Genomic DNA, 14,022 nt, shown 5'->3' with positions numbered 1-14,022 from the left:
TTAATTAAAATCATCATGTAGAATATCGAATCTCCTAAAATAGATACAACCAAGGATGAATGATCCTACGGTTAAAATACTCCAAGCGATTACTGCCCCGTTAAACGAAAGACCTTGCTCTACTACATCAATACTTCGAATTGGCATGGCATAGTTACCAGGAAGATAGGGAGTGACAATGTAGGCAGAGGAAAGCAACATAATAGCCAGCATACCAAAGCTATACAAGGGTTTGATAAACAGTACGATGGTCATCTGCAGCAGGTTAAACGCAATCGACATCATCACAGGAATAAATACAATGTAAACGACTAAATCAATTGAAAAGGTATCAAATGGGCTTTGCGCATCTAAAAGGTCATTGACAAACATCGGTGTAATCTCAAATGAAATGGGCTCCTGCATGATAAAACAAAAAGTCAAAATGGTTAGAAATATTACTGCATAGATTGCCAAGACGTAACAGATATTCCATAGAGTCTTTGAACTCCACCAGGCCAGTCGTCCTTTTGTTCTCATTAACATGTTCAATCCTAGTGCGGACAGATCTCTGTATGGATAATGCAGCGTACTGTAAAGAATAAACAGATGTAATAACATCCATTTGACAGGAAAAAGAAAGCTCTCGGTATCCGAAGGTATATATTCTTTAATACCTGCTAGTATGTAGAATAAATAATCAATCCAGGTACCAGAAGGAATCACTGGATCAAACATGTATGCATGCTTTTTGCGGATATAAAAATCAAAACAATATGCAAGCACTAAAAAGACTATAACTAGTAAATGAAGAAGGTTGATACGGAAACCGTTCTTTACATCATATTTAAACAGGTTAAAAAATCTCACGTTTAACACCTAATCTCATCGTTATACCAAATGTCAAAACAAATAGCACCATTCCTTCAATAAGGATAATTATAGTACTTGCCGGATTTTCAATAGCAATGGCGTGTAAGTAATTCAGTGGTGAAATTTCTTTATAAAATTTGTACTGTAAAAATGTACGGCTGTAATGCAAAATAAACAGCAGGAAAAATGGAATTAAAATAATAGCAATTCTATTTTTAATAAAAAAGGAAATAGCAAGACTCATCGTTGCAAATAAACCTGCAAAAATAAAATCTAAAAGTAAATAGAGCATCGTATAAATGAGCGGGTGAGTATAAAATAAGTTTGACCAGATCGCCCCGTTTTCTACACCATATATATAAGGATTAAGTTGTGTTGGTGAAATAGCAGGCACAAATGATGCCACAACAATAAAATTTAAGATAAGAGGAAGCAGGATAACGGTTCCGCCGGCAGTAAATGTCGCGATGAATTTGGTTACATAATAGTGCCATTTATTACTTCTTGTGACGATCATTTTCACATAGCCATTTTTACTTTCTGTTACGTGCGACCAGCCGTAAGGTAAAACAGCAATTAGTGGAAACAAGGTGAAAAAAAGTGTGAACCCAAGAGATGATGTTTCGCCACCAATCCAATATTTATAAAGTGTTCTGTTATAGGGTAGTGGATTACCTTGTGCATTCATGGATAAAGCAGTATTGGTTTGATAATAGGTGTCTATCATATACCAGGCGCTAAGCAGGGTGAAAATACTAGCAATACTCAATGTAATGGAAAAGAATTTGTTAGTTAGCGCTTTTTTAAGCTCTAATTGTAACAAGCGAGTTAACGTTTTGTTCATGACGATCCTCCTAATCAAAAGTCAATTCAAAGTACTTATAATACTCAGCACTGCCGCCTCCGCCAATAATATAATACAAAGGTTCCTTCTCTAATTGTTCAGCTGGGACAAACCAGCCAACTTTGGCATCTAATTCTTGACCGAAAGATAGGGGGAACTGATAGTAATCATTCCACTGATTTTTCTCATATGGAGGATGTTCGCTAAAGTAAACAGCCTGTAAAGTGAATGGTCCATTTGGATCTTCAATTTCTTCTTTGAATCCAATCGAGGATTCAATGAACATGATTGGCTGGTTATTATCCTCTTCACTCATAAAGGAATCATTATTAATATTTTTGACCGTGACATCAACAAGTACTAGACGGTACATCTCATCAATTGAGCCATCCTCATTAATTAAAGAAGGATCTGCAAAATCTTCTCTTTTTAAACTTAGCTCATTTATAGTATCCGATTTAAATGCTTGATTAAGGGTGTATTGAAATTGGTGGGATTCATCTCCTCCATCAAATGTAAATGTGATCGTATCGCCAACAGTAGCAAGTTCGGCCTCTGATGCAGTTGCTTCTGTCTGCTCAACCTCAGGATCATTTACCGGTATGTTAGATGGATTGACGTATTGGTCTTCTTTCTCTGTATCTAATTTACTTTTAAGTGAATCTTCAAATTCTTTATAAGAGCAAGCAGATAGTAAAATGAATAACATTAATACGGACAACAAGCCAAGTTTATTTATTCTTTTCATTTTTGATAGATTCTCCTTGTGAATAGGTAAATAATTCTTCATTTGTACCATTTACTGTAATCCAAACTTCAGGAACAGAAATGTAGCGATTAACATAGAACTAGACTACCACAATTTCCAATAATTTGGTCATTTTTGTCATAAAAGACTAATTTCTATTCATAAACGTCATTTGATTATTGGTTCCAAATTAATAAGCTTTTTAAATAAATATACGTTACTATTCGCTCAAGATTTAATCGGCTCCATTAGTTTGTCCATAAACAATCGACAAACTAATGTAACAACATAATATTGTACATAACCTCCCGATTTGTCCCCCCTAACACCATCCGCTATAATAAACGTATAATCCAACCTGAGAGAGTGACTAAATTGATAGACATAAGTAAATTAACGCAAGGAAAAAATCTGTCAGAAATAGACATACAGATATTAGAATATATTATTAAAAACATCGACAAGGTGCTTCAAATGGGGGTTCGGAAGATAGCAGAGAACAATTATACTTCAGCTGCCACGGTGATTCGACTTGCCAAGAAATTAGGCTACACGGGCTTTGTGGACATGTATTATAATCTCTTGCCATTGCTTAATACAATGGAAAAGCCGAAACCTGAAGTAATGGAAGACTTTCCAGAAATGAGCTCGCAGGACTTCTTTCAGTACAATACGATGGAGGATATTACGCAATTTATTGAGCGGGTTTTACATTTAGACCAGCAATACATTTTTATTTATGCCACGGGCTTTTCTGGTATTACAGCCGAGTACCTGTATAAAAAATTGCTGGTGTTAGGCAAGAAGACTGTCCTTGCAAGCGGTATGGATTCCGTTGGCGTATTTGAAAATAACATTGATGATATTGGCGCATTAGTTGTGATATCGAAGTCTGGAGAAACGCAGCAAGTAATTGATAAGCTGAATGCTGCTCGTGAGCAAAAGATTACTACGGTTTCGTTCACGAAAGAGACTCAGAATCGGGTAGCTGATTTATCTGATATTAATTTCAAAATCAGTGATAATAATAAATTAGACGATCGTAATATGCTTCCGAATATCTTTTTTCCAAAGCTATTGATGCTGTTTGAGATCATTATGAAGGAGTATCTCGTAAGGCTTCATAAAAAAGAATAAATACTTTTTCACGTGAAACGTGTTTCAGTTGGCGAAACACGTTTTTTCTATGGCTGAAAACATTTACAACCAAGCTGGTAAGTGAAAAAATATAAATAGATTTAGGAGTTTAAGGGGGGATTTTGATGAAAGAGAGAGCAATGGAAGCGATGCAACGCTTTTCGAAAGCTATGTTTATCCCTGTATTGATTCTGCCAATTGCAGGTATATTAATTGCGCTTGGTAATGTTTTTACCAATCAACGTTTACTGGATGCTGTTCCATTTTTAGATAATCCGATTTTAACTGGATTTGGTTCTATATTATCTGGGTCATTGGTTGCCATTCTAGGTAACTTAGGACTGATATTTTGTGTTGGGATTACCGTTGGTCTAGCGAAAAAGGAAAAGTCCGTTGCTGGGTTTACAGCATTGCTGGGATACCTTGTTTTCGTTAATGCCATGAACAAATTCATGGAACTAGCTGGTTTATTAGCGGAAGCGGATGCAATGCAAAGCACTGGGCAAAAATTAGTGTTAGGAGTTCAAATCCTGGATATGGGTGTATTCCTGGGACTGATTCTCGGGGTGATTACCGCTGCTGTCCATAATCGGTTTATTGAGACAGAATTAAAAGGTGCCTTTCAAATATATGGAGGTTCACGATTTGTTTTTATTGTCTTAATTCCTGTAGTGATTTTGTTAGCGGTTTCCCTGACATATATTTGGCCGTTCTTTCAGAGTGGCATTAATAGTTTAGGAGAGTTGATTCAGCGAAGCGGCAATTTTGGATTGTTTTTATATGGTGCATTAGAAAGACTGTTGATTCCAACTGGCTTGCATCATTTAGTGTATACGCCGTTCTTATATACCTCCTTAGGTGGTGTGCAAGAGGTTGGCGGTCAGGTGTTTGAAGGGGCTAGAAATATTTATTATGCCGAGATTGCAAACCCGAGTGTTACGCGTCTGTCAGAAAGTGTGATCTGGGATGCTCGTGGTATCTCGAAGATGTTTGGTTTAATCGGCGCTTGTTTAGCGATGTATCATACAGCAAAGCCGGAAAATAAGAAAAAAGCAAAAGCGATTCTCATTCCGGTAGCATTTACCTCTTTTCTTGCTGGGGTAACCGAGCCAATTGAGTTCTCCTTTATGTTCGTAGCACCACTTCTATTTGTGGTCCATGCAGCATTAGCTGGCTTAAGTTTTGTAACGCTCAATCTTTTAGATGTAAGAGCTATTGGTCCAAATGGGATGATCGACTTCCTGCTATATAATTTACCGCTTGGAATCGAAAAGACGAGCTGGCCGATGTACATTGTAGTTGGTTTAATATTCTTTGCCATCTATTATGGTGTGTTTCGCTTTCTCATTGTCAAATTTAACTTTAAAACAATTGGACGTGAGGATGCCGATCAAGAAACGAAAATGTATTCCAAGAAAGAATACAAAGAGAAGAAAAGCAATGATAACGAGGAAGGCGCTCAACCAGGTGATGGTTTAGCCAATGTTATTGTTGGTGCATTGGGCGGCAAGGACAATATTAAGACGGTAACGAATTGTTATACACGCTTAAGACTTACCGTAGATAAGCCGGATGCAGTGGATGAAGCGATTTTAAAAAATGAAACAGGTGCTAATGGCGTCATAATCAAGGATAAAAATGTGCAGGTTGTGTATGGCCTGGAAGTAAACAACATTAGAAGACAAGTTGATAACTATTTAGGAATTCAATCAGATGATTAATAGAAAGGAAGATAGAATATGAAGAAATTTTCAGTTGTAATTGCAGGAGGCGGAAGTACTTATACGCCAGGAATCGTCATGATGTTATTGGATAACCTTGATCGTTTTCCGATTAAAACGCTTAAATTATATGATAATGATGCGGAGAGACAGAATGAACTAGGTGAAGCATTGGACATCTTATTAAAAGAAAAAGAGCCGAGTATAGAGTTTTCCTATACGACAGATCCGGAAGAGGCTTTTACAGGAATGGATTTCTGTTTTGCCCATATTCGCGTTGGTAAGTATGAAATGCGTGAACAAGATGAAAAGATACCATTGAAGCATGGTGTGATTGGACAGGAAACATGTGGACCAGGTGGAATAGCTTATGGTATGCGAAGCATTGGTCCGATGATCGAAATGATCGACTTGATGGAGAAATATGCACCGGATTGCTGGATGCTGAACTATTCGAATCCTGCTGCGATTATTGCAGAAGCTTGCCGTGTACTTCGTCCGGATGCTAGAGTGCTTAATATTTGTGATATGCCAGTCGGAACATTACGTAGAATGTCACAAATCGTTGATAAAGAGCCTAAGGATTTAGAGGTGCGTTATTTTGGTTTAAACCACTTTGGCTGGTGGACGAGTGTGAAGGATAAAGATGGACATGAATATTTACCGCAAATCCGTGACTATGTAGCAGAGAATGGCTACCTTACTCAAATTGAAGTAGATACACAGCACATGGATCCGAGCTGGCAGGAAACGCATAAAAAAGCAAAAGATCTCTTAGCGGTTGATCCACGTTTCTTACCGAATACGTATTTGAAATATTATTTTTATCCTGATTATGAAGTACGTCAGGCGGATGCGAATTATACTCGTGCAAATGAGGTAATGGACGGAAGAGAAAAATCAGTATTTTCAACAGCCAGAGATATTATAGAAAGAGGAACAGCAGAAGGCAGTAACTTCTCGATTGGTAGCCATGCGACATTTATTGTAGACTTAGCTCGTGCCATTGCCTTTAATACACATGAACGCATGTTGATGATTGTCGAAAATAATGGTGCTATTGCTAATTTTGATGATAATGCAATGGTAGAGGTGCCATGCATTATTGGCTCCGATGGCCCAGAGGTATTAAGTCAAGGGAATATACCTGAATTCGAAAGGGCACTTATGTACCAGCAAGTCACTGTTGAAAAATTAGCCGTCGAAGCGTACATCGAAGGAAGCTATCAAAAGTTTTGGCAAGCATTAACGCTTTCCAAAACAGTGCCAAGCGCTGAGGTGGCAAAGAACTTATTGGATGATTTAATTGAAGCAAATCAAAAGTATTGGCCACAATTCAACTAATTAATGTTATTAGAGCGGGGAAAAGATATTTTCCCCGCCTGTTTACTTGTAAATGCTTTTTATCTTCACTATCAATTGTCTCTGACCATCTTAACTAATGAGACCGAGGGATGATGACGAATTGTTCAGCAGAAAAAATTATAGATACAGGAGGAATACTCTGTGTTAAAAAAACTATTTGGAAAAAAAGAAACGAGCGAGACACTATTAGCACCTATGACCGGAAAACAGGTTAAGATGGAAGATGTACCGGATGAAATGTTTAGTAACAAGTTATTGGGAGATGGCATTGCTATTGAACCGACAGAGGGTAAAGTGGTAGCACCTATTGATGGTGAGGTCGTACAATTTTCCAATACGAAGCATGCAGTAGGAATTAAAAGCAAAAATGGGTTAGAAGTGTTAATTCATATTGGCTTAGAAACCGTAGCATTGAATGGAGAAGGATTTGAAGGTTTTGTTTCCCAAGGAGATAAAGTGAAAGCAGGGGATAAACTTGTTACATTCGATTTACCGTTCATTAAGGAAAAAGCAGACAGCATTATTTCACCAGTAGTCATCACCAATTTTGAGATAGTGGAATCATTAACAAAGAGTGATGAACATAACCTGGTTGCCGGGGAATCTATCTTCATGACAGTTGATAAGAAAGTGGACGCATAATAATTCGACAAATAAGGAGTAGAGTTACTCCTTATTTGTCTAAAACATGCCGCCAAGTGTTCGCGCGTCTGTGCTACATCGGTTTTGCCACGAGAGAATAATATATCATGTGAACACGATGGTTGTATGAGAAATCCTAAAACACATTTTTCTAACAATGGAATTGGAAATTCACAAAGCATTCACTAATAAAAATATTTTGGTGTTCTATGTAGAGGGAAACGAAGAAACTAATACGAAATTAAAAACAGCAATAAATGAATTGCAATAAAACAAAGATAAAAAATACAGAATGTGAATATTGCTACAATTAAAGTAACGGGCACTTTAGTTGAAGAAGAAAAATAAACAGTAAACAGAAACGCTCAGAAAAATCTGAGCGTTTTTTGTTTACTAATTATACTGCGAAATATATGCTAATCATCATGTTATTTGTATTGTTATTAGCCCGAAACAGAACCCGTTAAGATAAGTCCTGGGCTTTCTTTTTACTGTTGCTTTATATAAATATATTGTTAAGATCTATTTGCATGCCGGTTAACGTATGAACGGAGATAGTGTCATCCTTTGTATAGACACCTTGCATTTTGTAATGCTTATCTATTAGAAGATATATTTCTAACGATTCGTTTACGGGATCAATCAACCAATACTCTTTTACTTCAGCTTTCTCATAAAGCTGATACTTCTTCCAGCGGTCTAACTTAACAGAGGTGGGTGAAAGAACTTCGATAATTAAATATTAAATCCGGTGAGCCATTACAACCTTTATCATCCAGTTTCTTCGGATCACAAACAATCGATAAGTCAGGTTGAACAACATCATGTATTGCTTCGTTTTGTTTATTATGGACTAGTAGCCTGACATCAAAAGGTGCAAAAAATACCTCACATTCTTTTTCCCGCAAGTAAATCGTAAAGGCTGTCGATAACTCTCTGAGAACTTGTTGATGTTTTCTTGATGGAGCAGGAGACATATTGAAAATCTCTCCATCAACCAGTTCAAGCTTTTCATCTTCGTCCCATGTTAGATAATCAGCATACGAATATTTTTCTTTTTTGTTGGGAATGGCCACCGAAATCATTCCTTTCAACTTATTCTTTATCTCTATAATATCACATCCGTTACTTCCCATACCTTATTATGACTAATATCACTGATAATTAATAATCGACGGATTCGGGTCAAGTTTCAATACTTCTTCCGCACTCAGAACAGGTTTATCTTTATCATAAAAGATTTTAAATCCGCCGTATTGTACCGCTTCATTTCGCACAAATTTGCGATAGAGTGACTTCTTCGTTGATGCATCACCCCAGCCGTCATAGTTCAATGCGACTTCCACGTTTTCGGTTGGCTGGATGGCTTCTTTGTTTGTCAGTGCGCCGTCTATGAACTGGTGAACGAGAACGATTTTATCTGGTAAATTATTTTCTTCCACCATGTTCGTGAGATAATCGACAGCTTTTTGCACTTCTGCACCGTTCACTTGACCAAGGTCGATACCTGGTGTTTCCCCTTCTTCTACATGGAATTCGGTATCAATAGCTAAGTGGACGTACGGAAGCTTCAGCCATTTCTCCAGTAATTTCACTTGATTCAAGACAGAGTCTGTTCCCAGCTGAACGTCCAGCATTAGCAGTGCGTTATTTTCTTTTGCAAGCTTGGCATATTCGTCAATTTGCTCTGGTGACGTCATGTGATAGTACTTTCCTTCAGGTCCAGGATTGCGCTGCGCTACCGTTGAAATCAGCTCAATCATAGGAATCGCTGGACGGGATGGATCTGCATCTGAATACGCTTGTGTCTGTTCTTTAAGTTTTGTCATGAGCGCGTCGGGTTCCATTTCACCAAGAATCCCCATATTAGTAGAGTTCGGATGCCCATAATAGGCGACAATTCGATGATCCTTCAGTGGCCCATCGGTTTGATCCTCGGCACCTTTTACCAATGTCTCACCTACTGGCACCATTCTTGTACGATCCTCTCCGTGAGCTTCGGCACTTGGCATCTTGCTGAGCTCTTCTTCCGATAATTTATCTTGAAGAGGCGTAGCATCTGCAGCCGGCTCTAACGCTTCATAAGGCTGAGGTGGCTTCGTTTCTTCCTCTTCTTCTTTATCTTGTTGTTCTTCTGTTTCGTTATTTTCTTCGTTTTTGTCTGTGGTGTCTTCTTCCGATTGCGAGTTGTCGTCTTTCCCTTCATTCTTGCTAGTAGAAGCGTCTTCCGAGCAAGCGACAAGGAAAAAGACAAGAAGGACGCCAGAGAATAGCATGGATAACCTTTTCATGTTGTTCACTTCCTTATGTATAGTTTTTCTACGATCTTGCTAATATTTTCCCTAAATTCAATAAGTTTAACAGAATAATAGAAATTTTAACAGTAATGATAGAAGATTCTCTTTGAAATAGTGGCGATTTTTCTCAGCTAGGAAAAATAGAGTGATCAAATCATAAGGACTGTTTCAATAGGGTGGCATTAACCATCATTTTTAGACAAACCTATCTCTCACGCCTGTTCTCGCAGGCACAGCCCTTCGAAAATAATCACTTTGTTATATGATTATACGGTTGTAGAGAATAATGATTATTCACGAAACGCTTCCCTTTTCATCAGCGCTTTCAAAAATTTGTGATCAAATGATTATATACATTAATAAAGCGCTTGCTTATGATGGAGTTGTGTAAAGAAAAATCAATGTAATGAAAATAGGAGGGTTTCATTTGGCTAAGTGGAGTAAGGCATTCGGCATATTGCTATTACTTTCCGTATTTGCATTAACGGCTTGTAATAGCGAAGAAAGTAGTTCAGGTGATCAAGTGGATGAGGACGGCACATTCTCTTTTTCTATGATGGCTAACCTGCACACACCGGAGGTACCGGAAGAGAAGGTACTAAATAAAATAGAGGAGAAAACCGACACAGATATTGAAATACAGTGGGTACCTGATAATAACTATGAAGACCGTCTGAATACGGCTTTTGCAACCAGTTCATTACCTGATGCTGTGTTTCTTAAGAATCAAACTTCTTTTGTTCAATTCCGTGATGCCATGGAGGATGGCCAATTTTGGGAAGTAGGAAAATACTTAGATGAATTCGAAAACTTATCTAAATTAAAAGACAATATTCTGGATAATACACTTGTGAATGGTAAGCAGTATACTTTATACCAAGGACGTCCTTTATCAAGACAAGGGATTATCTACCGAAAGGACTGGGCTGAAAATCTAGGATTGGAAGCTCCGACGACAACGGAAGAATTTATGGAAATGGCAAGAGCATTTACAGAGGATGACCCAGACGGCAACGGGAAAGATGATACCTTCGGTGTAACCGACAGAAGTGACTTAGTGTACGGGGCATTTAAGACAGTATCCTCTTGGTTTGGCACCCCTAACAATTGGGGAGAAAAAGATGGACAACTTCTTCCTGAATTTATGTTTGATGAATACATTCAAACGATGGACTTTTTTAGAGAAATGCATCAAAACGGCTATATTAATCAGGATTTCCCTGTAACGAGTAAGCCGGATCAACAAGAATTCTTTAAAAATGGAACTGCTGGTATATATGTAGGCTCCATGGGAGATGTTCAGAGCTTGTATGAAGATGCTGTAGCACTCAATCCAGACATTAAATTTGGTGTACAAAATAAAATTGCTGGACCAGATGGCGAATACGGTGTTTGGGCGATTCCTGGCTATGGAAGCTTAATCATGTTTCCTAAAAGCTCGGTAGAAACGGAAGAAGAATTAAAGAAAATTCTAGGATTCTTTGACCAGATGATGACACCGGAAATTTCGAATCTAAGCTACTGGGGAATAGAAGGGGAGCATTATTCTGTAAAAGATGGAAGAGCTCTACCTGTTGATGATAATGAGTTAACCAATCGGGAAGTGAAACCATATCAATCGATTTTAATCGGTGAACCAGAAACAAATGGTCGTTATGAGGGATATTTCGATTTAGAAGTCAAAGCGAAAGCAGAGGAATTAACAAAAGAGAATGAAGAATACTTGATTGAGGATCCAACGGTACCACTTTACTCTGAAACCTTCGCTAATGATGGTGCAAGACTTCAATCATACATTACCGATGCAACCAATCAGTACATTCTTGGCCAAATCGATGAAGAAGGATTCCAACAAGCAGTAGAAAAATGGCGAGAAGAAGGCGGGAACGATATCATCGAGGAATATAATGCATCCGAATAATAAGAGTGACAGTAACAATTTCTGAGTTTCATTACACATTGCTTCCATAATGGCATGGCAGCGTAGAGTTAGAGAAGTTTTTATTCTCTGTATTTGGTAAGAGGCATTATCTTGTTAAAGATATGTCTCTTTTTTTTGCAAAGAAAGTATAAGGACTGTCATAGAAGTAATCAATGATATGGATTATGTAAACAAACGGCCTTAGCAATACGGTGATTTTGAAATGTTTCAAGTGCTGGCATACCGCTTCGTCCAACCACTCCGTGCCCCATAGCCGTCAAGTTAAGGTAATGCTTTTAAAAAGAAAAGTGAATACGTTACCGCAATGAATACAAGTTATCTATGTGCAGTGATTTTTTGTGAGTTGAGTGAAAGATATTATTTATAATAGCTGTCCCTGAAGTATTGGCACAAGAAATCGGATTTTTGACCACAAGAGTTCTTTTGATATCCTTGAGTGGTCATACTTTTGATTCTTATGGACAACTTTTGCCCTTTCTTTTCAACTGTCCATAAGAATGGATTATATGATAGGCCGAACATGTAAGAGACAGCTTAAGCTCTTTTTTCTCTTTTCCTTAGCTTGACGGCTATGAGCCGTGCCCACAGGACGTGGAGCCTATTTCCAGAGCTTTGCTAAGCAGATGAAAACTATCGAAATTACCACAATGTCAGACAGTTCTACTTTACATAATCCGTATTATAGGTAGTTGTATAGTATTTTGTTAGTTAGGACTAAGTGAGTTTTGCGGTTGCGATCGGTGCGAAGAACTTTCTCAAACTCAGATAATACAATCATTTTCTGATTGAATAGCTATGGCGTTTTGTAATAATTTCTCAAGAACAGCAGAGAAGACAGCGATAATACAGGAGGCAAAAACGATGGTGAATCCAACAATGGCTATACTGGGATGCAGCGCTTGTTGTGTGATAAGAAATATGCTGCCTGCAATATATAATGCAATAATAGTATTTGCACTATATCTAATATACGTTAACGCCTGTACAGACAGTCCTGAGAAAGCCTTGTTATTGTTGATATAGTTTAAGAGCTTGAATGCCTGATAGACAGCAATGAAGAACGGTATTGCCGTTACATACATGCCGATTAAAACCGGGTAATGTAAGTGAGCATACTCTGGATACATTCGAGCTGTATCATTGGCTAACTTTGGGAGGAGAAAAACACATAATGCCAATATCGTACTCCCAATAATCAATATTGCTATCTTTAAAAAAAGTGTCGTACCTCGCTTCATAAAAATAACACCTCACCTATTTATTGGTAATACTAACTTAGCACATTATTTATCGAAAAACAATAAATAATTATCTTTTTTTAATTCATTTTTGCTATTTTATAAGTCTGTCAACGATTTCTTTGTTCCACGTGGAACCTTTTCCGTTTTAAATAATCATAGCAGGGAATAAATCACTATAACGAAAGAAAACGATTTTATCACGGCGCTAACCGTCCGTAATACCCCGACTTCAGTTAAGTAGCTGAGTAGGGGATAAACGTACGGTAACTTCTTGATAAGTTTCGCTAACAATCAATGGGGAGGTGTGTAATTTGTTCAAAAATCTTTTTGGCAAAAAAGAGACCAGTGAGACACTGTTAGCCCCTATAACAGGTAAGCTGGTAAACATGGAAGATGTACCTGACGAGATGTTCAGCAAGAAATTATTAGGGGACGGTCTTGCTATTGAACCGACGGAAGGGACAGTAGTTGCACCTGTCGATGGTGAGGTAGTGCAATTGTCGGATACAAAGCATGCGGTTGGTATTCAAAGCAAAAATGGTTTGGAGCTGTTAATTCATATTGGCTTGGAAACCGTAGCGTTGAAGGGTGAGGGCTTTGAAGCGCATGTATCGCAAGGGGCAAAAGTGAAAGCAGGGGATAAACTGGTTACATTTGATTTGCCATTCATTAACGAAAAAGCAGACAGCATTATCTCACCAATTGTGATTACTAATTTTGTTGAGGTAGAATCGCTTAAAAAAAGTGAAGAGACAAACCTGGTGGCTGGGCAGTCTACACTGATGACGGTCAGCAGAAAGTAATCAATGGAACTGAATCATTTCAGTTCCTATTTTCTTCAGTCGAGAAAGTATAAAAGTGCAGTCACAACAGTAATCATATGGAACATGAAGCTGATTTCCTATAATATGGATTATGTAAAGTAGCCATCGCTAGCCAAGCGTCCATATTGAGATATTTAATGTGCTGGGATACTGCTCCGTCCAACCACTCCGCGTCCTGCGGGGCACGGCTGAAGCTAACTTTGTGAAGAAAGGCACTTCACAAAGTGGATCTTCAGCGCCTGCCTGTCCCGCGGGAGTCTTCGTGGTTGGCCTACGCTAGGATATGGGCTCTACAACTTTTGTAAGAGCTAGCATGTTGATCACTCATCACTATATATAACAGCAATTGAACGAATAACATAATGCCTAGATCCCACTGCTTTTAGCTGTTCCATACGTTGTAGCACTT

General features: G+C 38.1%; 13 protein-coding genes. 6 read left to right on the top strand and 7 right to left on the bottom strand.

The window, feature by feature from the left end:
- Genes MUN87_RS13355 through MUN87_RS13345 form a run of 3 tightly spaced genes read right to left on the bottom strand, consistent with a single transcriptional unit; the run spans position 1 to position 2,444 of the window.
- Positions 1–849 (bottom strand): hypothetical protein, encoded by an 849-nt coding sequence (locus MUN87_RS13355; protein ID WP_244740873.1) that lies wholly within the window; start codon positions 847–849, stop codon positions 1–3.
- A complete protein-coding gene (locus MUN87_RS13350; protein WP_244740871.1) occupies positions 836–1,696 on the bottom strand; it encodes a DUF2705 family protein in 861 nt (286 codons plus the stop codon). The genes MUN87_RS13355 and MUN87_RS13350 overlap by 14 nt, the downstream gene beginning before the upstream one ends.
- Positions 1,697–1,706: 10 nt before the next feature.
- Positions 1,707–2,444: a DUF5027 family lipoprotein gene (locus MUN87_RS13345; protein WP_244740869.1), complete on the bottom strand. Its 738-nt coding sequence runs from the start codon at positions 2,442–2,444 to the stop codon at positions 1,707–1,709.
- A gap of 375 nt (positions 2,445–2,819) precedes the next feature.
- Here MUN87_RS13345 and MUN87_RS13340 point away from each other — a divergent pair, with 375 nt between their 5' ends.
- The 4 genes from MUN87_RS13340 (at position 2,820) to MUN87_RS13325 (ending at position 7,309) form a co-directional block, all read left to right on the top strand.
- Complete coding sequence (locus tag MUN87_RS13340; RefSeq protein WP_244740867.1) at positions 2,820–3,581, top strand: MurR/RpiR family transcriptional regulator; 762 nt, start codon at positions 2,820–2,822, stop codon at positions 3,579–3,581.
- 125 nt (positions 3,582–3,706) lie between these two features.
- On the top strand, positions 3,707–5,302 hold the full coding sequence (locus tag MUN87_RS13335; protein WP_244740865.1) for a PTS transporter subunit EIIC: 1,596 nt from the start codon (positions 3,707–3,709) through the stop codon (positions 5,300–5,302).
- 18 nt (positions 5,303–5,320) lie between these two features.
- Complete coding sequence (locus MUN87_RS13330; RefSeq protein ID WP_244740862.1) at positions 5,321–6,646, top strand: 6-phospho-alpha-glucosidase; 1,326 nt, start codon at positions 5,321–5,323, stop codon at positions 6,644–6,646.
- Between the two features lie 162 nt (positions 6,647–6,808).
- Positions 6,809–7,309, top strand: a complete 501-nt coding sequence (locus MUN87_RS13325) for a PTS sugar transporter subunit IIA (protein WP_244740860.1) — start codon at positions 6,809–6,811, stop codon at positions 7,307–7,309.
- 499 nt (positions 7,310–7,808) lie between these two features.
- Here MUN87_RS13325 and MUN87_RS22320 read toward each other — a convergent pair whose 3' ends face one another.
- From MUN87_RS22320 to MUN87_RS13315, 3 genes are all read right to left on the bottom strand, one after another.
- On the bottom strand, positions 7,809–8,042 hold the full coding sequence (locus MUN87_RS22320; RefSeq protein ID WP_255840650.1) for a Uma2 family endonuclease: 234 nt from the start codon (positions 8,040–8,042) through the stop codon (positions 7,809–7,811).
- Positions 8,014–8,385, bottom strand: a complete 372-nt coding sequence (locus tag MUN87_RS22315; protein ID WP_255840631.1) for a Uma2 family endonuclease — start codon at positions 8,383–8,385, stop codon at positions 8,014–8,016. Before MUN87_RS22315 ends, MUN87_RS22320 begins: the two co-directional genes overlap by 29 nt.
- Positions 8,386–8,463: 78 nt before the next feature.
- Entirely contained in the window at positions 8,464–9,600 is a 1,137-nt protein-coding gene (locus tag MUN87_RS13315; RefSeq protein ID WP_244740859.1) for a hypothetical protein, read from the bottom strand.
- Positions 9,601–10,033: 433 nt separating this feature from the next.
- Between MUN87_RS13315 and MUN87_RS13310 the strand changes: the two genes are divergently transcribed.
- A complete protein-coding gene (locus MUN87_RS13310) occupies positions 10,034–11,527 on the top strand; it encodes an extracellular solute-binding protein (protein WP_244740857.1) in 1,494 nt (497 codons plus the stop codon).
- A gap of 782 nt (positions 11,528–12,309) precedes the next feature.
- On the opposite strand, the gene MUN87_RS13305 is transcribed toward MUN87_RS13310, so the two are convergent.
- On the bottom strand, positions 12,310–12,786 hold the full coding sequence (locus tag MUN87_RS13305) for a DUF2975 domain-containing protein (RefSeq protein WP_244740855.1): 477 nt from the start codon (positions 12,784–12,786) through the stop codon (positions 12,310–12,312).
- Between the two features lie 314 nt (positions 12,787–13,100).
- Here MUN87_RS13305 and MUN87_RS13300 point away from each other — a divergent pair, with 314 nt between their 5' ends.
- Positions 13,101–13,592, top strand: coding sequence for a PTS sugar transporter subunit IIA (locus MUN87_RS13300; RefSeq protein ID WP_244740853.1), 492 nt, complete (start codon positions 13,101–13,103; stop codon positions 13,590–13,592).
- The last annotated feature ends 430 nt before the right edge of the window (positions 13,593–14,022 follow it).

Source organism: Gracilibacillus salinarum (assembly GCF_022919575.1).
Lineage (GTDB): Bacteria > Bacillota > Bacilli > Bacillales > Amphibacillaceae > Gracilibacillus > Gracilibacillus salinarum.
Note: the sequence above shows the minus strand (reverse complement) of the source record. Positions and strands in the feature narration are given on the sequence as shown.

Coding starts and splice junctions, on each gene's coding strand:
- MUN87_RS13305 (WP_244740855.1), bottom strand. CDS start 12,786: ATGAAGCGAGGTACGACACTTTTTTTAAAGATAGCAATATTGATTATT.
- MUN87_RS13350 (WP_244740871.1), bottom strand. CDS start 1,696: ATGAACAAAACGTTAACTCGCTTGTTACAATTAGAGCTTAAAAAAGCG.
- MUN87_RS13335 (WP_244740865.1), top strand. CDS start 3,707: ATGAAAGAGAGAGCAATGGAAGCGATGCAACGCTTTTCGAAAGCTATG.
- MUN87_RS13315 (WP_244740859.1), bottom strand. CDS start 9,600: ATGAAAAGGTTATCCATGCTATTCTCTGGCGTCCTTCTTGTCTTTTTC.
- MUN87_RS13345 (WP_244740869.1), bottom strand. CDS start 2,444: ATGAAAAGAATAAATAAACTTGGCTTGTTGTCCGTATTAATGTTATTC.
- MUN87_RS13330 (WP_244740862.1), top strand. CDS start 5,321: ATGAAGAAATTTTCAGTTGTAATTGCAGGAGGCGGAAGTACTTATACG.